At 74.5% G+C, this 20835-nt stretch carries 17 protein-coding genes; 3 read left to right on the forward strand and 14 right to left on the reverse strand.

Annotated features, from left to right (window positions below):
- The first annotated feature begins 198 nt into the window (after nt 1–198).
- Nucleotides 199–1179 carry a DUF8842 C-terminal domain-containing protein gene (locus tag LG396_RS20180; protein WP_504968208.1) on the forward strand — a complete coding sequence of 327 codons (981 nt, stop codon included), beginning with the start codon at nt 199–201 and terminating at the stop codon, nt 1177–1179.
- A gap of 110 nt (nt 1180–1289) precedes the next feature.
- Nucleotides 1290–1517 carry a hypothetical protein gene (locus LG396_RS20185; RefSeq protein ID WP_018837353.1) on the forward strand — a complete coding sequence of 76 codons (228 nt, stop codon included), beginning with the start codon at nt 1290–1292 and terminating at the stop codon, nt 1515–1517.
- A gap of 87 nt (nt 1518–1604) precedes the next feature.
- Here the strand turns inward: LG396_RS20185 and der are convergent, their stop codons facing one another.
- The 13 genes from der to pyrG form a co-directional block, all read right to left on the reverse strand.
- Nucleotides 1605–3095: a ribosome biogenesis GTPase Der gene (gene der / locus LG396_RS20190; protein ID WP_225795828.1), complete on the reverse strand. Its 1491-nt coding sequence runs from the start codon at nt 3093–3095 to the stop codon at nt 1605–1607.
- A gap of 80 nt (nt 3096–3175) precedes the next feature.
- Nucleotides 3176–3778 (reverse strand): lysophospholipid acyltransferase family protein, encoded by a 603-nt coding sequence (locus LG396_RS20195; protein ID WP_225795845.1) that lies wholly within the window; start codon nt 3776–3778, stop codon nt 3176–3178.
- A gap of 53 nt (nt 3779–3831) precedes the next feature.
- The gene (gene cmk / locus LG396_RS20200; RefSeq protein ID WP_018844576.1) at nt 3832–4542 is read right to left on the reverse strand and encodes a (d)CMP kinase; all 711 of its coding nucleotides are present in this window, start codon (nt 4540–4542) and stop codon (nt 3832–3834) included.
- An 88-nt stretch (nt 4543–4630) separates the two neighbouring features.
- Nucleotides 4631–5716, reverse strand: coding sequence for a prephenate dehydrogenase (locus LG396_RS20205; RefSeq protein ID WP_225795829.1), 1086 nt, complete (start codon nt 5714–5716; stop codon nt 4631–4633).
- 123 nt (nt 5717–5839) lie between these two features.
- Entirely contained in the window at nt 5840–6886 is a 1047-nt protein-coding gene (locus tag LG396_RS20210) for a pseudouridine synthase (protein WP_018837348.1), read from the reverse strand.
- A 22-nt stretch (nt 6887–6908) separates the two neighbouring features.
- The gene (gene scpB, locus LG396_RS20215; protein ID WP_225795830.1) at nt 6909–7631 is read right to left on the reverse strand and encodes an SMC-Scp complex subunit ScpB; all 723 of its coding nucleotides are present in this window, start codon (nt 7629–7631) and stop codon (nt 6909–6911) included.
- Nucleotides 7628–8938, reverse strand: a complete 1311-nt coding sequence (locus tag LG396_RS20220) for a segregation/condensation protein A (protein WP_225795831.1) — start codon at nt 8936–8938, stop codon at nt 7628–7630. Before LG396_RS20220 ends, scpB begins: the two co-directional genes overlap by 4 nt.
- A 130-nt stretch (nt 8939–9068) precedes the next feature.
- The gene (locus LG396_RS20225) at nt 9069–9800 is read right to left on the reverse strand and encodes a hypothetical protein (protein ID WP_225795846.1); all 732 of its coding nucleotides are present in this window, start codon (nt 9798–9800) and stop codon (nt 9069–9071) included.
- Nucleotides 9797–10981: a ParA family protein gene (locus tag LG396_RS20230; protein WP_078524010.1), complete on the reverse strand. Its 1185-nt coding sequence runs from the start codon at nt 10979–10981 to the stop codon at nt 9797–9799. Before LG396_RS20230 ends, LG396_RS20225 begins: the two co-directional genes overlap by 4 nt.
- Before the next feature lie 267 nt (nt 10982–11248).
- Nucleotides 11249–12364: an alanine dehydrogenase gene (gene ald / locus LG396_RS20235; RefSeq protein WP_225795832.1), complete on the reverse strand. Its 1116-nt coding sequence runs from the start codon at nt 12362–12364 to the stop codon at nt 11249–11251.
- A gap of 139 nt (nt 12365–12503) precedes the next feature.
- Nucleotides 12504–14909, reverse strand: a complete 2406-nt coding sequence (locus LG396_RS20240) for a tetratricopeptide repeat protein (RefSeq protein ID WP_308190114.1) — start codon at nt 14907–14909, stop codon at nt 12504–12506.
- A 118-nt stretch (nt 14910–15027) separates the two neighbouring features.
- Entirely contained in the window at nt 15028–15660 is a 633-nt protein-coding gene (locus LG396_RS20245; RefSeq protein WP_018837341.1) for an NUDIX domain-containing protein, read from the reverse strand.
- On the reverse strand, nt 15660–17414 hold the full coding sequence (pyrG, locus tag LG396_RS20250; protein ID WP_037746449.1) for a CTP synthase: 1755 nt from the start codon (nt 17412–17414) through the stop codon (nt 15660–15662). Before pyrG ends, LG396_RS20245 begins: the two co-directional genes overlap by 1 nt.
- Before the next feature lie 271 nt (nt 17415–17685).
- On the opposite strand from pyrG, the gene LG396_RS20255 reads away from it, so the two are divergent.
- Nucleotides 17686–19491: a glycoside hydrolase family 15 protein gene (locus LG396_RS20255; RefSeq protein ID WP_100298581.1), complete on the forward strand. Its 1806-nt coding sequence runs from the start codon at nt 17686–17688 to the stop codon at nt 19489–19491.
- A gap of 72 nt (nt 19492–19563) precedes the next feature.
- Here LG396_RS20255 and LG396_RS20260 read toward each other — a convergent pair whose 3' ends face one another.
- The gene (locus LG396_RS20260) at nt 19564–20712 is read right to left on the reverse strand and encodes a glycosyltransferase family 4 protein (RefSeq protein ID WP_225795833.1); all 1149 of its coding nucleotides are present in this window, start codon (nt 20710–20712) and stop codon (nt 19564–19566) included.
- Nucleotides 20713–20835 lie beyond the last annotated feature (123 nt).

A 20835-nucleotide genomic window follows, 5' to 3' on the forward strand; every position in this document is an offset into this window, starting at 1 on the left:
GTGCTGTGTCTCGCCTCACGGCATCAACGAGCGTGATTCGCACATCAGTTGACCCACAGTGAGAATTTCCGACCGACTCCCTACGGTCCGTGCAACCCGTTCCGGCAATCGCCGCCCGGGGCGTGACTCCGCACACAGATCGCCCGTTGTGCCCAGATGAACACGCACCACGACACCGAGGAGCGACTCGTGCCCCGCATGCTCGAAGTGAGCGACGCCGTACGCGCCGAGATCGGCGACGAGGAGGCGGACCGGCTCGTCGCCGGCGAGTCCGCCCCCGGCACGTACGACTGCACCTCCTGCCGCGCCCCCGGCGACTCCGCGCAGGAGCAGACGAGCACCGTGCTCTTCGTGGGCGAGGAGACCGCGGTGCTCGCCTTCGCCCACGCCACCTGCATCGCCTCGCAGGTCGTCCCGGTCTCCGAGGACCAGTTGCAGGGCGCCGTGCGGTCGATCACCGCGGACGACGTGCCGGCCCAGGCCCAGCCGCAGGCGCAGAGCCCGGCCCCGGCCCCCGTGCCGGCGGAGCCGTACTCCCCCGACGCCCTGGCGCCCGCGGGCTCCCCGGCGCCGGTCCCCGTCGCCGCCGGGGCCGCCGCCTCCCACACCTCCCCCGCCGCGCTCGCGCAGCCCGCGGGGCCCGCCGCCCCGGCCCCTGCCCCGTCGCCCACCGCGCCCGCGGCCCCGGGCGGCGACCACGGCGAGGCGCAGGCGGTGCTCGGCGTCACCTGCGGGCTGGTGATGTGCGGCGAGGACGCCCGGCCCGCGCTGGTCGTCGAGCCCACCGCACCCGTCGTACGGCCCGGCTCCGAGGGCCCCGGCGACGACTTCCTGCCGCTGCTCATCGAGAGCGGCTTCCTGCCCGTGATGGACATGGTCAAGCCGCCGGCGCCGGCGACCGGCTGGTCCGTGCTGCTCGTCGCCGGCCAGCTGCACGCCGTGATGCAGCCCGGCACCGCGGGCCAGCCGCCGACCGCCTGGTGGCAGGCGCACCAGCCGCTGCACGTCTCGGACGGCTGGCGGGCCGCCGCGGCGAAGGAGCAGGAGGTGCTGGTCTACGCCGCGCCCGCCGGCGCGATCGGGCGCCAGCCGCGGGAGGACCTGCTCGGCGAGGCGCTGGCGCAGGCCGCCGCGCGCGGGCTGCTCGTCGGGGCGACGATGCCCCTCACGGGCACGTGAGCCCAAACCCGTTCGGAGCACAGGTACCTGATCGGAGCAACGTGCACCCGCATCCCTCCGTACCGCGTCTTCGTTGCACGAGTGTGCACCGATACCACGCGATTCCCGGCATGCGTCCCGCCCACGAGCCCCACGCGGCCGCCCGCCCCTCGGGGACGCCGATCTACGACGCCCTGTTCGCCGAGTACCGCCGGCTCTTCCGGGCGCTGCCCGGGGACCGGTCCGGCGAGGAGCAGCTCCGCTTCGACGCGATCATGAACGCCCGCCCCTCACTGCCGTCCACGGGGCGGCTGCGGTCGCACCTCCACGTGCACCGCCACCGCGCGGCCGACGACTGACGCCGGCCGCCTCCGTGCCGCGTACCCGCAAGGCACGTACGCGGCACGCGCGTACGCGGCACGCGCACCCGTCCGGAGCCGGGGCCGCTACTTCTTGCGGCCCCGCTTCTCCCGCACCCGTACCGAAATGCGGATCGGGCTGCCCTCGAAGCCGAACTCCTCGCGCAGCCGCCGCTCGATGAAGCGCCGGTAGTTCGCCTCGATGAACCCCGAGGCGAAGAGCACGAACCGCGGCGGCCTCGTGCCCGCCTGGGTGCCGAAGAGGATCCGCGGCTGCTTGCCGCCGCGCACCGGGTGCGGCTGCCCGGCCACCAGCTCGCCGAGGAAGGCGTTGAGCCTGCCGGTCGGCACCCGCGTCTCCCAGCCCGCCAGCGCCGTCTCCAGCGCGGGCACCAGCTTCTCCATGTGCCGTCCGGTACGGGCCGAGACGTTGACCCGCGGTGCCCACTGCACCTGCACGAGGTCGCGCTCGATCTCGCGCTCCAGGTAGAACCGGCGCTCGTCGTCCAGCAGGTCCCACTTGTTGTAGGCGATGACCAGGGCCCGACCGGCGTCGACGGCCATGGAGATGATCCGGGTGTCCTGCACGGCCAGCGTCTCGCCGGCGTCCACGAGGACGACCGCGACCTCCGCCTTCTCCAGCGCCGCGGCGGTGCGCAGCGAGGCGTAGTAGTCGGCGCCCTCCTGGAGGTGGACCCGCCGCCGGATGCCGGCGGTGTCGACGAACCGCCAGGTCTTCCCGCCCAGTTGGATCAGCTCGTCCACCGGGTCCCGGGTGGTGCCCGCGACGTCGTCCACGACGACGCGGTCCTCCTTGGCGAGCTTGTTGAGCATCGACGACTTGCCGACGTTCGGCCGCCCGATGAGCGCCACCCGGCGCGGCCCGCCTAGCCCGTCGCCGAACGACTGCGCGGGCGCGTCCGGGAGCACATCGAGCACCGCGTCGAGCATGTCGCCGGTGCCGCGGCCGTGCAGCGCGGAGACCGGGTGGGGCTCGCCGAGGCCGAGCGACCACAGGTACGCCGCCTCCGCCTCGCCGGACTGCCCGTCGACCTTGTTGGCGCAGAGCACCACCGGCTTGCCGGCCCGGCGCAGCATCTTCACGACGGCCTCGTCGGTGTCCGTGGCGCCCGTCTGCGTGTCCACGACGAAGACGACGGCGTCCGCGGCCTCCACCGCGAACTCGGCCTGCGCCGCCACGGAGGCGTGGATGCCGAGCACGTCCTGCTCCCAGCCGCCGGTGTCGACGACCTTGAAGCGGCGGCCCGCCCACTCTGCCTCGTACGACACGCGGTCGCGGGTGACGCCGGGGCGGTCCTCCACGACGGCCTCGCGGCGGCCGATGATGCGGTTCACCAGAGTCGACTTGCCGACGTTCGGACGGCCGACGACGGCCACCACGGGCAACGGGCCGTGCCCGGCCCGCGCGAGGTCGCCCTCGACCTCGTCGAGGTCGAAGCCCTCCTCGGCGGCCAGCTCCATGAACTCGGCGTACTCGGCGTCGCCCAGCTCCCCGTGCTCGTCGCCGTGGGGCGCGCCGTCCGGGCCCTGCTCCGGGGAGATGCCGGTCTCGCTCATCACGTTCCTCGTCCTTGCGTTTCTCGGCCGCGTACGGCCCGGTGGCCGGGCCCGCGGCCTTCACGTCTGGTCTGGCGGCCCTAGCGGCCGGTGTCCCGCCTGGCGGCGGCCAGGTGCGCGGTCAGCCGGTCCTGGATGCGCAGCGTCGCCTCGTCCATCGCCTTGCGGGTACGCCGCCCGTCCGGCGACCCGGCCTGGAAGGGCTCGCCGAAGACGATGTCCACGTGCGAGCGCACCGGCGGCAGCGCCTTGACCACGCGGCTGCGCCGCTCCGCGGTGCCCAGCACCGCGACCGGCACCACCGGGGCACCGGAGCGCACCGCGAAGTACGCGAGGCCCGCGCGGATCGAGGAGAAGTCGCCCTCTCCCCTGCTGCCCTCGGGGAAGATCCCGAGCACGCCGCCTTCGTCCAGCACCCCGAGCGCGCGGGTGATCGCCGCCCGGTCGGCCGTCGTGCGGTCGATGGCCACCTGTCCGATGGTACGCAGGTACCAGCCGACGATCCCGACGAACGCCTCCTGCTTGATCAGGAAGTGCACCGGCCGCGGCGAGGTGCCCATGAGCAGCGGGCCGTCGACGTTGTGGGAGTGGTTCCCGGCCAGGATCACGGGCCCGCTGGCAGGCATCCGCCAGGCGCCGAGTATCCGCGGCCTGAAGTAGCCGTGCATGACGGGCGCGGACATCCGCCGCCCGACGAGCGCACCCCGTGTCTCCGGCACCGCGCCGGCCGGTTGGGTCACCGACCCTGCTGCTTCTCTTCGACGAGGGTCACGACGTACTGGATGACCTGCTCCAGGGTCAGTTCCGTCGTGTCCACCTCGGTGGCGTCCCCGGCCTTGGCGAGTGGCGAGACCTTGCGGCCGGAGTCCGCGGCGTCGCGCCGGGCCAGCGACGCCTGCGTGGCCGCCAGGTCGCGGGCGTCCTTGCCCTTCAGCTCGCCGCTGCGGCGGGCGGCCCGTACCTCCTCGGAGGCCGTGAGGAAGATCTTCACGTCCGCGTCCGGCAGCACGGTCGTGCCGATGTCCCGGCCCTCGACCACGATCCCGCCGCTCTTCACGGACTGGGCCGCGATCGAGCGCTGCAGGGCGGTGATCCGCGTCCGCACCTCCGGCACCGCGCTGACGGCGCTGACCGCCGCGGTGACCTCCTGGGTACGGATCGGGCCCGCGGCGTCCGCGCCGTCCACGGTGATCGTGGGCGCCCCCGGGTCGGTGCCGGAGACGATCTGCGGCTTCTCGGCGGCGGCGGCGATGGCCGCGGCGTCTGCCACGTCCACGCCGTTGCCCAGCATCCACCAGGCGGCCGCCCGGTACTGGGCGCCGGTGTCGAGGTAGCGCAGGCCGAGCCGGGCGGCGACGGCCCGGGACGTGCTCGACTTGCCCGTGCCGGCGGGGCCGTCGATGGCGACGATCACGGGGGCCCGCTGGGCCTTGGCAGCGCTGTCCACGGGGCGAACGACACCCTTCCTCAGGTCTACGACGGAGTAAAGCCGAACTCGTGCGGCACTAGATTACTGCCACCTTCCCGGGCCCCAATCACTGCCTCAGGGGCCACCCGCGCTCCCGCAGCGCGGTGGTGAGCGCGTGCGCGGCCGGCGGCTCGACCATGAGCTGCACCCGGCCCGCCTGCTGCCCGGTGGCGTGCTCGATGCGGACGTCCTCGATGTTGACCCCGGCCGCCCCGGCGTCGGCGAAGATCCGGGCCAGCTCGCCCGGCCGGTCGCCGATGAGCACGGTGACGGTCTCGTAGTCCGCGGGGGCGGCGCCGTGCTTGCCGGGCACCCGCTCGCGGCCCGCGCTGCCGCGGCGGAGCACGTCCTCGATGCCGGCCGCGCCGGTGCGGCGCTTGGCGTCGTCGGCGGCCTGGAGCGCGCGCAGCGCCCGTACCGTCTCGTCCAGGTCGGCGGCGACCTCGGCCAGCACCTCGGCGACCGGGCCGGGGTTGGCCGAGAGGATGTCGATCCACATCCCCGGGTCCGAGGCGGCGATGCGCGTGACGTCCCTGATGCCCTGCCCGCACAGCCGGACCGCGGCCTCCTCGGCGTCCCGGAGCCGGGCGGCCACCATGCTGGAGACGAGCTGCGGGGTGTGCGAGACGAGGGCGACGGCGCGGTCGTGGGCGTCGGCGTCCATCACCACGGGCACGGCGCGGCAGAGCGCGACCAGCTCCAGCGCGAGGTTGAGCACCTCGGTGTCGGTGGTCTCCGCCGGGCTCAGCACCCAGGGGCGGCCCTCGAACAGCTCCGCGGTGGCGGCCAGCGGGCCGGAGCGCTCGCTGCCGGCCATGGGGTGGCTGCCGATGTAGGAGGTGAGGTCGCCGCCCAGCTCTTCGAGGGAGCGGCGGGGCCCGCCCTTGACGCTGGCGACGTCCAGGTAGCCCCGGGCCGCGCCGCGGCGCTGGGCGTCGGCGAGGGTGCGGCCGGTGAGTGCCGGCGGCACGGCGACGACGGCGAGGTCCACGGGGGCGGCGGGCGGCTCGTCGGTGCCGGCCCCGAGGGCGGCGGCCGTACGGGCCTGGTCGGTGTTCTCGTCCTGGAGGTGGACCGTGACGCCTCTGCGGGTCAGCGCCAGGGCGGCGGAGGTGCCGATGAGGCCGGTGCCGATGACGAGGGCGGTACGCACGGCGCAAGGATACGCGGCGGCCGCCCCGCGGGGCGCGGGGAGGCCGCCGGACGCCGTGCGGCGGCCGTACGGGCGGTGCCGGCGTCGAGGGCTACGGGCGTACGGGCCCGCGGCCCCCGGCCGTCAGAGCCCGACCTCCTTCATCAGCATCCCGACCTCGGTGTTGGTCAGCCGCCGCAGCCAGCCCGACTTCTGGTCGCCCAGCGCGATCGGGCCGAAGCGGGTCCGTACCAGCTTGTCGACCGGGAAGCCCGCCTCGGAGAGCATCCGCCGCACGATGTGCTTGCGGCCCTCGTGCAGCACCACCTCGACCAGGTAGTTCTTGCCGGTGTTCTCCACCACCCGGAAGTCGTCGGCCTTGGCGTAGCCGTCGTCGAGCTGGATGCCGCTCTTCAGCCGCTTGCCCAGGTCGCGCGGGAGCGGGCCCTGGATGGCGGCGAGGTAGGTCTTCTTCACGCCGTAGCGGGGGTGGGTGAGGCGGTGGGCCAGCTCGCCGTGGTTGGTGAGCAGGATGATGCCCTCGGTCTCGGTGTCCAGGCGGCCGACGTGGAAGAGCCGGGTCTCGCGGTTGTCCACGTAGTCGCCGAGGTTCTGCCGGCCCTCGGGGTCGTCCATGGAGGAGACGACGCCGACGGGCTTGTTGAGGGCGAAGAAGAGGTACGACTGCGTGGCCACCGTCAGCCCGTCGACCTTGATCTCGTCCTTCTCCGGGTCGACGCGCAGCCCCTGCTCCCTGACGATGCGCCCGTTGACCTCCACCCGCGCCTGCTCGATCAGCTCCTCGCAGGCGCGCCGCGAGCCCATGCCGGCGCGCGCCAGCACCTTCTGCAGCCGCTCGCCCTCCTGCTCGCCGAACGTCTTGGGCAGCGCGCGCTGCGGCTTGTCGTGCCGGGCCCTGGTCCGCTCCTCCAACTGCGCGTCGTACTCACGGGAGCGCGCGGGCCTGTTCGGCGCGCCGCCGCGCCCCCGCCCCCCCTTCCCCGGGCCGCCCGGGCGCTCGCCCTGGGGGGCACCGGACTTCTCGTACCGCCGCTCCTCGGGGCGGGGGCGTCCCCGCTCGTCGGAGCGGGGACGGCCCTGCCGGCGCTGTTGCGCGTCGCGCTTGCCGCCCGCCCCCCGGGGGTCGGAGCCCGAGGGCTTCCTGCTGTTCCTGCCGCCGCTGCTTCGCATCTACCGTCAGTCCGTTGGTTGGTCAGGTGTCGTCATCCACGTCGAACGACGGGACACCCTCCTGGGACTCGCCCTCCACCGCGGCCGCGTCCGGGAGGAACGGGGCCAGCTCGGGGAGCTCGTCCAGGCCGCGCAGGCCCATCCGCTCCAGGAAGTAGTTCGTCGTCCTGTACAGGATCGCACCTGTTCCGTCCTCCGTGCCCGCCTCCTCGATAAGCCCGCGCTGGAGGAGCGTGCGCATGACGCCGTCGCAGTTGACTCCGCGGACCGCGGAGACGCGGGAGCGGGAAACCGGCTGGCGGTACGCGACGACCGCCAGGGTCTCCAGCGCGGCCTGGGTGAGCCGGGACTGCTGGCCGTCGAGGACGAAGCCCTCGACGGCCGGCGCGTAGGCGGCGCGGGTGTAGAAGCGCCAGCCGCCGGCGACGTGGCGCAGGTCGAAGCCGCGGCCCTGGACGGTGTACTCGTCGGACAGCTCGCGCAGCGCGTCGGTGATCTCGCGGGGGCGGCGGTCGAGGACCTTGGCCAGGTGGGCGGCGGTGACGGGCTCGTCGACGACCATCAGGACGGCTTCGAGCGCGGGGCGCAGCGGGAGTCCGGCGGTGGGGCTCGCCTCCTTCGCGTCCCCTGTCTCCGCGTCTGCCTGTACCTGCGCCTCCCCCTCCGCCTCCGGTTCCGTACCCGGTGCGCCCGCCGCCTCCGCCGCTTCGGGTCCGCCCGCGGCGTCCGCCACTGCGTCGCTCATCGCTCGTCCTCGCCTTCGCCTTCGTTCCGGCCGGCCTCGTCGGCGTCGCCGGGCGCGGTGTCGAACTCGTCGGTGACCACCGGCACCGCATCCTCCCGCCCCGTCCACCGCACCGTCAGCGGCTCCAGCGCGCCTTCCTGGTCGAGGGCCACGGCCCGCTCCCGGTACAGCTCCAGCAGCGCCAGGAACCGGGCGACGACGGTCAGCGGGTCGGGGGCGTCGGCGATCAGCTCCTGGAAGCTGACGGAGCCGTGCTCGCGCAGCCGGGAGACGACGATCTGCGCCTGCTCCTGGACGCTGACGAGCGGGGCGTGGATGTGGTCGACGTAGACCTGCGGCACAGGCTTGGGCTGCATCGCCTTGACCGCGAGCCGGGCGAAGCCCTCCGGGCCGATGCTGATGACCACTTCGGGCAGCAGCTCCGCGTGGTGCGGCTCCAGCCCGACGGTACGGGGGTGGCGCTGCGACTCCTCCTCCAGCCGGCGGTGGAAGATGCCCGCTATCTCCTTGTACGCGCGGTACTGCAGGAGCCGGGCGAACAGCAGGTCACGGGCCTCCAGCAGCGCGAGGTCCTCCTCGTCCTCGACCTCGGCGGCGGGCAGCAGACGGGCGGCCTTGAGGTCGAGGAGGGTGGCGGCGACGACGAGGAACTCGGTGGTCTGGTCGAGGTCCCAGTCGGGTCCCATGGCGCGGATGTGGGCCATGAAGTCGTCGGTGACGCGGTGCAGGGAGACCTCGGTGACGTCCAGCTTGTGCTTGGAGATGAGCTGGAGGAGGAGGTCGAAGGGGCCCTCGAAGTTGGCGAGCCGGACCCGGAAGGCGCCGTCGTCGGCGCCGTCGGCGTCGTCGGCGCCGGTCTCGGGACCGGGTCCCGGGGCGCCGGCGGGAGCGGGTGCGGCGCCGGTCCTGGGCCCGGGGTCGCCGCCGGGCCCGGGGGGCGGCTCGCTCTCGGCAGGCGCCTCCTCTGCGGGGTCCGTGCCGCCGGGGCCCGCCGGTGCGGGTTCGGTCTCCGGCTCGGGGTCCGGCAGCGGCCCCGGGTCGGGCTCCGGCGGGGCCGGCGCGGGGGTCGGCTCGTCCGGCCGCGGTGCGGGGCCCGGGATGGGCAGCGGCGGCGCCTCCGGCCCGGGCACGGGCGCCGGTTCCGGCTGCGGCAGGGGCATCGGCTCGGGGTACGGCTCCCGTACCGGATCCGGTTCCGCGGGCCGCGGAGCGGGCTTGGTGGGCGTCGCGGCGACCCCGGGGCCGCGGCCGAGGGAGCGCCGGGCGGTACGCGCGGGGCGCTGCGGGTCGTCGTGACTGTCGTCCATCGCTCGCAGCGTATCGCTCGCGGCGGTGCCCGCCGGGTTGCCGTCCGGCGGGGCGGCGCCCAGGTCATCCGGTACGGGCCGGGCGGCGGCCGAACGGCGCGCCGCGGCCGGGACGTACGGGTGGGGGGTGTCAGCGGCCCCGCAGGCGGCGTACGAGGATGCTCGCGTCGCCGCGCGACTCCAGGTCGGCCAGCACCACCGCGACGGCCTCGCGGACGATCCGGCCGCGGTCCACCGCGAGGCCGTGGTCGCCGCGGAGCACGAGCCTGGCGTGCTCCAGGTCCATCAGCTCCTCGGCGGAGACGTAGACCGTGATCTTCTCGTCGTGCCGCTCGCGGCCGCTGGGCCGCCGCGCCGCGCCGCGGCCCCGGCCGCGCCTGGGCTGGGCCGCCGCGGCGGAACCGCCGCTCTGCCGCGCGGACTTCGTCCGGGCCTGGGCCGCCGGCTCGCGCTCGCCCTGCCGGGCCCGCCCGCCAGGTGCGGCCTCGGCGCTCGCCTCCCGGCCGCCGTGTTCGGTCGCCTCGGGGTCCCGCCGCGAAGCGGGGCTGCCCGCGGTGCGCTTGCCGCCCGCCGGGGCCGCCGGTGCGGCCTGGCCGGTGCCCGCGCCGGCCCGGGCGCCGTCGCCGGTGCCTCCGGGGCCGCCGGGTTCCTCCGCGCCCGCCTCCCCGGCGTCAGCGCCGGGCTCCGCCTCCTGACCGCCTGCCGCCGCCTCGGAGTCGCCCTCGCGGCTCGGCGCGGGTACCCGCGGACTGCCGCCGGGCGCCTCGCCGTTGGCCCGCTGCCGGTCCGCCTGCGGCGTGGACGACTGGAGCGCGGTCCCCCCGGTGGTGCGGAAAAGCTCGTCGGCCCCGGGCAGGCTCACTCGGCGTGGCACCGGGCGAGCACCTCCCTGGCGAGCTGGCGGTAGGCGGCCGCGCCCACGGAGTTCGAGGCGTACGAGGTGATGGGCTCGCCGGCCACGGTGGTCTCGGGGAACCGGACGGTGCGCCCGATGACCGTGTGGTAGACGTGGTCGTCGAAGGCCTCGACGACGCGGGCCAGCACCTCGCGGCTGTGCACCGTCCGCGAGTCGTACATCGTGGCGAGGATGCCGTCCAGCTCCAGGTCGGGGTTGAGCCGCTCCTGGACCTTCTCGATCGTCTCGGTGAGCAGCGCGACGCCGCGCAGGGCGAAGAACTCGCACTCCAGCGGCACGATCACCTTGTGCGCCGCGGTCAGTGCGTTGACCGTGAGCAGACCCAGCGACGGCTGGCAGTCGATGACGACGTAGTCGTACTCGGGCAGCAGCGGGCGCAGCGCGCGCTGGAGCGTCTGCTCCCGCGCCACCTCGCTGACCAACTGCACCTCGGCGGCGGAGAGATCGATGTTGCTGGGCAGCAGGTCCATGTTGGGCACGGCCGTCTTGAGCAGCACCTCGTCGGCCGACATGCCCCGCTCCATGAGCAGGTTGTAGACGGTGAGGTCCAGCTCCATGGGGTTGACCCCGAGGCCGACGGAGAGCGCGCCCTGCGGGTCGAAGTCCACGAGCAGCACGCGGCGGCCGTACTCGGCCAGCGCCGCGCCCAGGTTGATGGCCGACGTGGTCTTGCCGACGCCGCCCTTCTGGTTGCACATGGCGATGACCTTCGCCGGGCCGTGGTCGGTGACCGGGCCCGGGATGGGGAAGTACGGCAGCGGGCGGCCCGTGGGACCGATGCGCTCCCGGCGCTGCCGGGCGGCGTCGGGGGCGAGCGTCGCGGCGTACTCGGGATCCGGCTCGTAGTCCGCGTCCGGATCGTAGAAGTGACCTTCTGACAGGTCCTCGAAGTCGGAGGTGGCGGATGCGGCGATACGTGTGGTGTCCTCGCCGCCGCTCTGGCTGCCGGTCATGGCGTTCACGTGATGACCGTCCATGCTCTGGTATACGTTTCCGCCCTGGTGTGCGTGTGCCGAGAAGGTGTGGACGGCGACGGAGCCGACAGGCGCCTCCACCCCCGAGGATCCGTGGCCCCGCGCAGGCGTGCCTGGACGACCACCCCCGGGAGCAAATGTCGACTCATTCACAAGTCGTCCTACCTCCTTGGTGACCAGGGCACTTCTCGATTGGTCAGCGTGGCACCATGCCGACGATTGGCGACTCTATGGCGTGTCGGGGTCCCGCAGCAACACAATCCCGCAGACAGAGCACGATGTGTCAGGTGTGGAACACCACTTCGGGCGCCCTTTTCGACGGTACGGCGGCCGGCCGAACCCCTGGTGACAAGGTTCGGCCGGTGAACCGGAGTTGACGGTGTCGCCGATGTGGTCGATGTGCCGCGCACCTGCGCGAAATCAGCCCAGCGCGCGCGCGAGTTCGGCCACCGGAAGCGAGTGCGCCTCCGCCACGGGACCGTAAACGACCTGGCCTTCGTGGGTGTTGAGGCCGAGCGCGAGCGCCGGGTCGCCGCGCAGCGCGGCCCGCCAGCCGAGGTTCGCGAGCTTGACGATGTACGGCAGGGTGGCGTTGGTCAGCGCGTACGTGGACGTGTTGGGCACCGCGCCGGGCATGTTCGCGACGCAGTAGAAGACCGAGTCGTGGACCTGGAAGGCCGGCTCCGCGTGCGTGGTGGGACGCGAATCGGCGAAGCAGCCGCCCTGGTCGATCGCGATATCGACAAGGACACTTCCCGGCTTCATCCGCGACACCAGCCCGTTGTCGACGAGCTTCGGCGCCTTCGCGCCGGGGATGAGCACCGCCCCGATCACGAGGTCGGCTTCCAGCACGGCCTGCTCCAGCGCGTAGGCGTTGGAGGCGAGGGTGCGCACCTTCGTGCCGAAGACCTTGTCCGCCTCGCGCAGCTTGCGCACGTCGGTGTCGAGCAGCGTGACGTGGAAGCCCATGCCGACGGCGATCTGCGTGGCGTTCCAGCCGGAGACGCCGCCGCCGATCACGACCGCCTGCCCCGGCACGACCCCGGGCACACCGCCCGGGAGCACGCCGCGGCCGCCCTGCGAGCGCATCAGGTGGTACGCGCCGACCTGCGGCGCGAGCCGGCCGGCGACCTCGGACATCGGGGCGAGCAGCGGCAGTTGCCGGTCGGCGGTCTCCACCGTCTCGTACGCGATGGCGGTGGTGCCGGACTCCAGCAGCGCTTCGGTGCACGGGCGGGAGGCGGCGAGGTGGAGGTAGGTGAAGAGCACCTGGCCCTTGCGGAGGCGGTGGTACTCCTCCGCGATCGGCTCCTTGACCTTCAGCACCAGGTCCGCGGCCGCCCACACGGCGTCGGCCGTGGGCAGGATCGCCGCCCCGGCCGCGACGTACTCCTCGTCGGGGATGGACGAGCCGAGGCCCGCGCCCTGCTCCACGACGACGTCGTGGCGGTGGCGGACCAGCTCGTGCACTCCGGCAGGCGTGATGGCCACCCGGAACTCGTTGTTCTTGACCTCGCGTGGAATGCCGACCTTCACGATGGATCACGGTCCTTGGGGTGAGGGAATCTCGTCAGGCCCCGGTCGGGGTGACCGCCGCGGCTTGGTCATTCTTAATGAAGGAGTTCTCTGAGTCCAGCCTTTGAAACTGGCAGATTTCTGCGATGTGTCGATGGATTCACAGGTCCGCGGCGGCCGGGCGAGGTGCCGGTCCGGCCTTCGGGCCCTCCCCGGGGGCGGCTTCCCCGGCCTCCCCGGCGGCGGCCTCCGCCACGACCTCGACCACCTCGGCGGGCGGCGGCGCGGGCTCCGCGGGGCCCTCCGCAACGGTCTCCGGGGCGGGTGGGGGGGCGCCTTCGCCGTCCCCCGGAGCGTCGCCGTCCATCCGCTCGGAGCCGGCTCCGGATCCGGCTGCGGGAGCCGCCTCGGGCCCCGCTCCGGGAGCCGCCTCGGGCCCGCCTTCGGGCCCGCTCACGGGCGCCGTCCCCGGCCCCGCGACCGGCTCGGCCGCGGCCACCGGCGCCGGCCCGCCCGCGCGCTCCGCTTCCCGTTCCGCAACGGCCGCCGCGGCGGCTGCCGGCAGCGCGGCCGCCTCCGGGACCTGCTCCCCCAGCCGCCCCGCCGCCGCCCGGTGCAGCTCCGCGGCCTCCGGGTCGCCGACCTCGTCGACGAGGTCCGCCAGCCGCAGCTGCACCGCCGCGCGCAGCGCGGTGTCGCCCGAGAGCCGCGCCACGTCCATCGCGCGCGTGCACGTCCTGATGGCCTCCAGCGGATACCCCGCGTACTGCTGCACCCGCGCCACCTCGCCGAGCGCCCGCGCGTGCCCGCCGACGTCCCCGAGCCTGCGGTGCGCCGCCGCCGCCGCGCGCCACTCGCGCAGCGCCCAGCCCCAGGCCCCGGCGTACGTGTGCACCGCCCCGAGCCGCGCCCGCAGCCGCGCCTCGTCGGCCAGCTCGCCGCGCGTCTGCCGCAGCGCCAGCGCCCGCCCGAACCAGTCCGCCGCCCGGCCCCAGTCCCGCAGCTCCTGGTACGCCGCCCCGACCGACTCCAGCGCGCGGCCCACCGGCTGCGGATCCCGCGCCTCGCGCGCCGCCGCGAGCGCCCCCCGGTACCGGCCGAGCGCCTCCGCGGGCCGCTCCGCGCGCAGGTCCAGGTCGCCGAGGTTGAGCAGCGCCGCCGCCTTCTCCCACACCAGCCCGCGCCGCTCGGCGACGCCCAGCACCAGCTCGTGCAGCCGGTACTGCTCGGGGGCGGCCTCCGCCTCGCCGCGGTGCGCGCCCAGCGCCCGCGACAGCGCGGCGACCAGCCGCCGCGCCAGCGTGTCCAGCTCCCCGTCGGCGACCGCCGTCCGGGCCGCTGCCAGCAGCGACGGCAGCCGGCTGCGCAGCCACGCCGCGGCGGCCTCCCGGGACGGGAAGCGCAGCGCCCGCGGCAGCCCCGCGAGCCGGGTGTGCACCGCGGATCCCGCGGGCTCCGTGACGGCGCGGCAGGACTGCAGCAGGCGTACGTACCGCTCCAGCATCCGGGCCCGGGCGAGCAGCACCTCCTCCTGCCCCGCAGCCGCCTCCAGCGCCCCGTACAGCAGCGGCTGAAGGCAACCGGGCACCTCGTACTGCGCGAGGCTCACCTGCTCCGGCTGCGGCACCTCGCGCAGCAGGCCCTGGCCCGCGCAGTCCGCGAGCGTGCTGCGGGCCGCGGCGACGGTGCAGCCGGCGAGCGCGGAGGCGGAGTGGGCGTCGACGAGCCCGGCGGGGGCCAGCGGCAGCAGCCGCAGCAGCTGCGCGACCGACGGCGGCAGCGATTCGTATACGAGCCGGAACGCCCGCGCCAGCGCCTTCGGGCCGGACGGCCGCCCGGCGGAGCCCTCGGTGCTGTCGCCCTTGCGGCGCAGCTCCCGTACGGCGTCGGCGACGCACGCCTGCGGGTGCCCGGCGAGCCAGCCGCCGGCCAGCACCAGCGCCGCGGGGTGGCCGGCGCACTCCTCGGCCAGCACGTGCGTGGCCTCGGGGTCGCAGGCGATGCGGGTCTCCCCCGCGTACGAGGCGATGAGCGCCAGCGCCGCCGCCGGCTCCAGCCCGCCCAGGGTGCACGGCCGGACGTCCGGCACACCCTTCAGCGGCCCCTCGGCGACGGCGACGACGAGGCAGTCGCGGGACTCCGGGACGAGTTCGAGGAGCTGCTCGGGGGCGGTGACGTCGTCGAGGACGAGCAGGGCGGAGCGCTCGGCCAGCGCGGTACGCAGCTCGCCTGCGAGGTGCTCGGGGCCGGCCCCGGCGACCGGCGGGACGCCGAGGGCGTCGAGGAGGTCGCGTACGGCCCGCTCCAGCGGCACCGCCTCGCCGCCGGGGCCGGAGAGCCGCGCGGTGTGCACGCCGCCGGGGTAGTCCGCCGCGACGCCGCGGGCCAGCTCGGCGGCGAGTGCGCTGCGCCCGGAGCCCGGCCGCCCGGCGATCAGCAGCACCCGGCTGCGGGGGGCGGGGCGGCCGGCGAGGGTGTCGAGACCGGCGCGCGCGATGTCGGCCCGCAGGGCGTCGAGCTCGCGGGTCCTGCCGACGAACCGGTGGGGGGCGGCCTGTTCCGTCACGCCGGTGAGCGTAATTCACCCAGCGTGAAGGGCGGGTCACGTGTCGGCACATGGCCGAACGCCGGAACGAAGATCACCGCATCGGATCAACCGCCCGGCGGCCCCCCACCGGCACCGCTCAGGGCGTGAACGGACGGGCCGGCCAGGGGGCGTTCGCCGGGCGCAGCGCGTCGAGGCCGCCGTCCGTGCGGGCCGCGTGGAGCGCCAGCACACCGAGCATCAGGCAGTTGTTGTGCAGGTCCCCGGCGAGGGCCCCGCGCAGCAGGTCGGCCACCGGCACCCGGTCGAGCGTGAGGTCCAGCTCCTCGCCGTGCGCGGCGTAGCGCTCGCCCTCCGCCTCGGTCACGCCGCGGGCGAGGAAGACGCGCACGGCCTCGTCGCAGCCGCCCGGAGTGGTGTAGACGTCGACCAGCACGCGCCAGTCGTCGGCCTTGACGTGCGCCTCCTCGTACAGCTCGCGCTGCGCGGCGCTCAGCGGGTTCTCGCCGGGCACGTCGAGGAGCCCGGCGGGGATCTCCCAGAGCTTCTGCCGTACGGGGTGGCGGTACTGGTTGAGCACCAGCACGCGGTCCTCGTCGTCGAGGGCGAGGACGGCGACCGAGCCGGGGTGGACCTGGTAGTCGCGGCGGGCGACGGTGCCGTCGGGCATCACCACGTCGTCGGTGCGTACGGCGGTCTTGGCGCCCTTGAACGGCGTCTCGGAGCCGACGACCTTCCACTCGGCCGCGGTGTCCCGCAACTGCCCGGCCATCACTTGCCCCCCTCGCGCACGGCGGCCACCGGCTTCTGCGCACCGGCGTGCGCGCCCTGCGTGCCGGCCTGCGGCTGCACGCCGCCCTTCTGCTGTGCTTCCGTCTGCTGCCCGGCCTCCTGCTGTCGGGCGACGGATGCCTTCACCAGCCCGGCGAACAGCGGGTGCGGCCGGGTCGGCCGGGAGCGCAGCTCGGGGTGGGCCTGGGTGGAGACCAGGTACGGGTGCACCTCGCGCGGGTACTCGACGTACTCCACGAGCTTGTTGTCCGGGGAGGTGCCGGAGAAGGCGAGGCCGGCCTTCTTCTCCAGCTCGCTGCGGTACGAGTTGTTCACCTCGTAGCGGTGCCGGTGGCGCTCCTCGACGTACGGCTGGTCCGCGTACGCCTCGCGTACCACCGAGCCCTCCGCCAGCTTGGCCGGGTAGAGCCCCAGGCGCATCGTGCCGCCCATGTCGCCCTCGCCGGCGACGATGTCGAGCTGCTCCTCCATGGTGGAGATCACCGGGTCGGTGGCGGCCTGGTCGAACTCCGTGGAGTTCGCGCCCGTGATGCCCGCGAGGTTGCGCGCCGCCTCGATGACGATGCAGTGGAGGCCGAGGCAGATGCCGAGCAGCGGCACCCGGTTCTCCCGCGCGTAGGTGATCGCGCCGATCTTGCCCTCCACGCCGCGCTCGCCGAAGCCGCCGGGGATGACGATGCCGTCCACGTCCGCCAGGTGCTTGCGGGCGCCCTGAGGTGTGCGGCAGTCGTCGGACGTGACCCATTTGATCTTGGCGCGGGCGTTGTTGGCGAAGCCGCCGGCCCGGATCGCCTCGGTGACCGACAGATAGGCGTCGGGCAGGTCGATGTACTTGCCGACCAGCGCGATCGTCACCTCGTGCGCCGGCTCGTGCACGCGCCGCAGCAGGTCGTCCCACTGGCTCCAGGCCACATCCCGGAACGGCAGGTCCAGCTTGCGGACGACGTACGCGTCCAGGCCCTCCGCGTGCAGCACCTTGGGGATGTCGTAGATCGACTTGGCGTCGATGGCCGCGACGACCGCGGCCTCGTCGACGTCGCACATGAGCGAGATCTTGCGCTTGATCGCCGCCGGCACCTCGCGGTCCGCCCGCAGCACGATCGCGTCGGGCTGGATGCCGATGCTGCGCAGCGCGGCGACCGAGTGCTGCGTCGGCTTGGTCTTCAACTCGCCGGACGGGCCGATGTACGGCAGCAGCGAGATGTGGACGACGAACACGTTGTCCCGGCCGACCTCGTGCCGCACCTGGCGGACGGCCTCCAGGAACGGCAGCGACTCGATGTCGCCGACGGTCCCGCCGACTTCCGTGATCACCACGTCGACGTCGTCGGACGCCATGCGCCGGATACGGGACTTGATCTCGTTGGTGATGTGCGGGATCACCTGCACCGTGTCGCCCAGGTACTCGCCGCGCCGCTCCTTGGCGATCACGGTGGAGTAGACCTGGCCGGTGGTGACGTTCGCCGAGCCGTCGAGGTCGACGTCGAGGAACCGCTCGTAGTGCCCGATGTCGAGGTCGGTCTCCGCGCCGTCGTTGGTGACGAAGACCTCACCGTGCTGGAACGGGTTCATCGTGCCGGGGTCGACGTTCAGATACGGGTCGAGCTTCTGCATCGTGACGCGCAGCCCGCGCGCCTTCAGCAGCGCGCCCAGGCTGGAGGCCGTCAGCCCCTTGCCGAGCGAGGAGGCGACGCCTCCCGTGACGAAGATGTGCTTTGACGTCGTGGATGGCATGGCCAAGAGGGGCTCCCGTGGTCGCTGATGAGGTGCGTGGCGGGGTGCCCCAGATCGAGGTGGGTCGCTCGGCGAGCGCCGCCGCCACATGCCCGGCCGGCCCTCCGCTCCACGGGCTACCAGGGTAACAGTGATCCCCTGGTCACCGCCCGCGGCCGACGGCTCCCCGCCCGCCCGACCCGATCGGCCCAGGAGGATTCCGCGACCGTGGCGCGCGCGCACGCGCGCAGGCTTTATCCTCTGCGGAACGCACTTCTAGCTGGAGAGGCACGTGGCCGGGCGGATCGAGGACTACGCACTTCTGGGCGACATGCAGACGGCAGCGCTCGTCCGTCGCGACGGCACGGCCGACTGGCTCTGCCTGCCCCGGTTCGACTCCCATGCGGTGTTCGCGTCCCTACTGGGGACCGAGGAGCACGGCTTCTGGCGCCTCGGTCCCGCGTACGCCCCCGAGAGCTCCCCGCCGCCCGCGACCCGCCGGCGCTACCGGGGCGACTCGCTGGTGCTGGAGTCCGAGTGGGACACCCCCCGCGGCACGGTCCGCCTGATCGACTTCATGCCGCCGCGCGACGGCGCCTCCCCGCAGCTCATCCGCATCGTGGAGGGCGTCACGGGCCGGGTGCCGATGCGCTCGGCGCTGCGGATGCGCTTCTCCTACGGCCGTATCGTCCCGTGGGTCCACCAGACCGAGGACGGCCGCACCGTCGGCGTCGCCGGGCCGGACTCGGTGTGGCTCGACGCCCCGGTGCCGACGTACGGCCGGGACCTCACCACGTACTCCGACTTCACCGTCGGCCCCGGCGACCGGCTGGCGTTCACGATCAGCTGGCAGCCCTCGCACCGCGAGCCGCCGCAGCCCGCCGACCCGGAGGCGGCGCTCACCGCCACCGAGGACTTCTGGCAGGAGTGGACCGAGCACTGTACGTACCACGGCCCCTACCGGCACGCCGTGATCCGCTCGCTGATCACGCTGAAGGCCCTCACGTACGAGCCGACGGGCGGCATCGTCGCCGCGCCCACCACCTCGCTGCCCGAGGACATCGGCGGCGTACGCAACTGGGACTACCGCTTCACCTGGCTGCGCGACGCCGCCATCACGCTGTCGTCCCTGCTGCGCACCGGGTACCACGAGGAGGCGCGCGCCTGGCGCGAGTGGCTGCTGCGCGCCGTCGCGGGCGACCCGGAGAACCTCCAGATCATGTACGGCATCGCGGGCGAGCGCGAGCTGGGCGAGTCGGAGCTCGACTGGCTGCCGGGCTACGAGGGCTCCCGCCCGGTGCGCGCCGGCAACGGCGCCGCGGGGCAGTTGCAGCTCGACGTCTACGGCGAGGTCGTCGAGGCGCTGCACCTCGCGCACATGACGGGCCTCGCCCGCAACGACTACGCCTCGCTGCTGCAGCTGAAGATGATCCGCTGGGTCGAGGACAACTGGGACCGCCCCGACGAGGGGCTGTGGGAGGTCCGCGGCCCGCGACGGCACTTCGTCCACTCCAAGGTGATGACCTGGGTCGCCGTCGACCGCACGATCAAGCTGATCGAGTCCGGTGAGGCGGACGGCCCGCTGGAGCGCTGGCAGCGGCTGCGCGACGACATCCACCGCGACGTCTGCGAGAAGGGCTACGACCGGCAGCGCAACACCTTCACGCAGTCCTACGGCTCGCAGGAGCTGGACGCCTCGCTGCTGCTGATTCCGCAGGTCGGCTTCCTGCCGCCGGACGACAAGCGCGTCATCGGCACCATCGAGGCCATCCAGCGCGAGCTGGGCACCCCCGACGGCTTCATCCGCCGCTACCCGACCGCGGGCGACGAGACGGGCAGCGACGGGCTGCCGGGCGACGAAGGCGCGTTCCTCGCCTGCTCGTTCTGGATGGCGGACGACCTGGCGATGATCGGCCGGGTGCAGGAGGCGCGGCAGCTCTTCGAGAAGCTGCTGGCGCTCAGGAACGACCTGGGGCTGCTCGCGGAGGAGTGGGACCCGCGCCTCCAGCGCCAAGTGGGCAACTTCCCGCAGGCGTTCAGCCACGTGCCGCTGATCGACACGGCGCTGCGGCTGAGCGCGTCAGGGGCCTACGGGTAGCGCTCCGCGGGGGCTGCGGCAGCGGAGGCGCCCGGGGCGGAGCGTGCTCGTCCGCCGCCCGGCGGGAGGCCGTCAGGCGTCTCCGTACGTCATCAGCTCGTCGTAGATCGACAGCACCTGCGCGACGGTGTCGTCCTCCGTCGGCCAGGTGCCGGCCTGGGCGCGGCCCGCGGCGGACAGCGCCACGCGGTGCGCCGGGTCGTTGAGGAGGCCCGTCACCGCGTCGGCGAGCGCCCGGGCGTCCCCGTACGGCACCAGCTCCGCCGCGTCGCCGACGAGTTCGGGGACGCCGCCGACCGCCGTGGCCACCAGCGGGGCGCCCGCGTGCAGCGCCTCCTGGGCCAGCACCGGGCGGGCCTCCCACGGGCTGGAGAGCACCGCGACGTCCGCGGCGGCCAGCAGCCGGGGCAGGTCGTCGCGGCGGCCCAGGAGCCGTACAGGCAGCTTCTCGGCGTCGATACGGCGCTGCAGCTTCCCCCGCGCCGGCCCTTCGCCCGCGACGGCGAGCAGCGGCTGCTCCGGCAGCGCGCGCCACATGCGGGCGGCCTCCAGCAGCGGCTCGTGGGCGTCGTACGCGTCGAGCGGGGCGGCGGTGAGCACCAGGGGCCGGTCCGGGGCGCCGAGTTCCGCACGCACCTGCTGCCGGCGCAGCGCGGTGCTGTCGCCGCCCGGGTGCGGCTGGCGGGGCGCGGGGACGGCGATGGGCGCGAGGCGGGCGTCACGGGCGCCGCGGCGGCGGGCGCCGTCGACGAGGTCGGTGGTGGCGCCGAGGACGACGCGCGCGGTCCTGGACACCCGTCGTTCGAGGAGCGGCATCATCCGGCCCCGTACCCCATCAGGGTGGCTCTTCGTGTGCCAGGTGACGACCAGTGGCCGGCGCTGGCCGAGGATCGTCGAGCACGCCATCAGCCCGCACTGCAGGCCGTGGGCGTGGACGAGGTCCGCCCCCGCGCACGCGGCGCGCAGCACGGTCGCCGTGCACAGCGGCGCGGTGGCCAGACCGCCGCGCTCGGGCAGCCGCGCGACGTTCGCACCGGCCGCGGCGAAGCCGTAGCGCTCGGCGGTGGCGGGGGTCGCGACCACCGTGACGCGGATGCCCCGGGCCACCAACCCGGCCGCCAGCGAGCGCACATGGACACCGCTGCCGCCCTCGCCGCGGCCGACGAGCTGCACGGCGTGCAGCGCGGTCGGGCCGTGGGGCGGTGCGGGGGTGCTGCTCACTGGGCCGGAACTCCTGTCCGTGGCGTCGCAGGGCCTGCCCAGGATGCCACTCCCGAGGAGCCGCCGGACCCGGGTCGGCGCCGTCAACCGCTCTGTACGGGCGTACACGTCAGACATGCACCA

It is taken from the genome of Streptomyces aculeolatus (genome assembly GCF_020400605.1).
In the GTDB taxonomy this organism is placed as follows: Bacteria; Actinomycetota; Actinomycetes; order Streptomycetales; family Streptomycetaceae; genus Streptomyces; species Streptomyces aculeolatus.

What these genes read in the sequence shown, in the direction of transcription:
- LG396_RS20180 (WP_504968208.1), top strand. Translation starts at nt 199, where the DNA reads ATGCTCGAAGTGAGCGACGCCGTACGCGCCGAGATCGGCGACGAGGAG.
- LG396_RS20185 (WP_018837353.1), top strand. Translation starts at nt 1,290, where the DNA reads ATGCGTCCCGCCCACGAGCCCCACGCGGCCGCCCGCCCCTCGGGGACG.
- der (WP_225795828.1), bottom strand. Translation starts at nt 3,095, where the DNA reads ATGAGCGAGACCGGCATCTCCCCGGAGCAGGGCCCGGACGGCGCGCCC.
- LG396_RS20195 (WP_225795845.1), bottom strand. Translation starts at nt 3,778, where the DNA reads ATGTCCGCGCCCGTCATGCACGGCTACTTCAGGCCGCGGATACTCGGC.
- LG396_RS20210 (WP_018837348.1), bottom strand. Translation starts at nt 6,886, where the DNA reads ATGCGAAGCAGCGGCGGCAGGAACAGCAGGAAGCCCTCGGGCTCCGAC.
- scpB (WP_225795830.1), bottom strand. Translation starts at nt 7,631, where the DNA reads ATGAGCGACGCAGTGGCGGACGCCGCGGGCGGACCCGAAGCGGCGGAG.
- LG396_RS20220 (WP_225795831.1), bottom strand. Translation starts at nt 8,938, where the DNA reads ATGGACGACAGTCACGACGACCCGCAGCGCCCCGCGCGTACCGCCCGG.
- LG396_RS20245 (WP_018837341.1), bottom strand. Translation starts at nt 15,660, where the DNA reads ATGGCCGGGCAGTTGCGGGACACCGCGGCCGAGTGGAAGGTCGTCGGC.
- pyrG (WP_037746449.1), bottom strand. Translation starts at nt 17,414, where the DNA reads ATGCCATCCACGACGTCAAAGCACATCTTCGTCACGGGAGGCGTCGCC.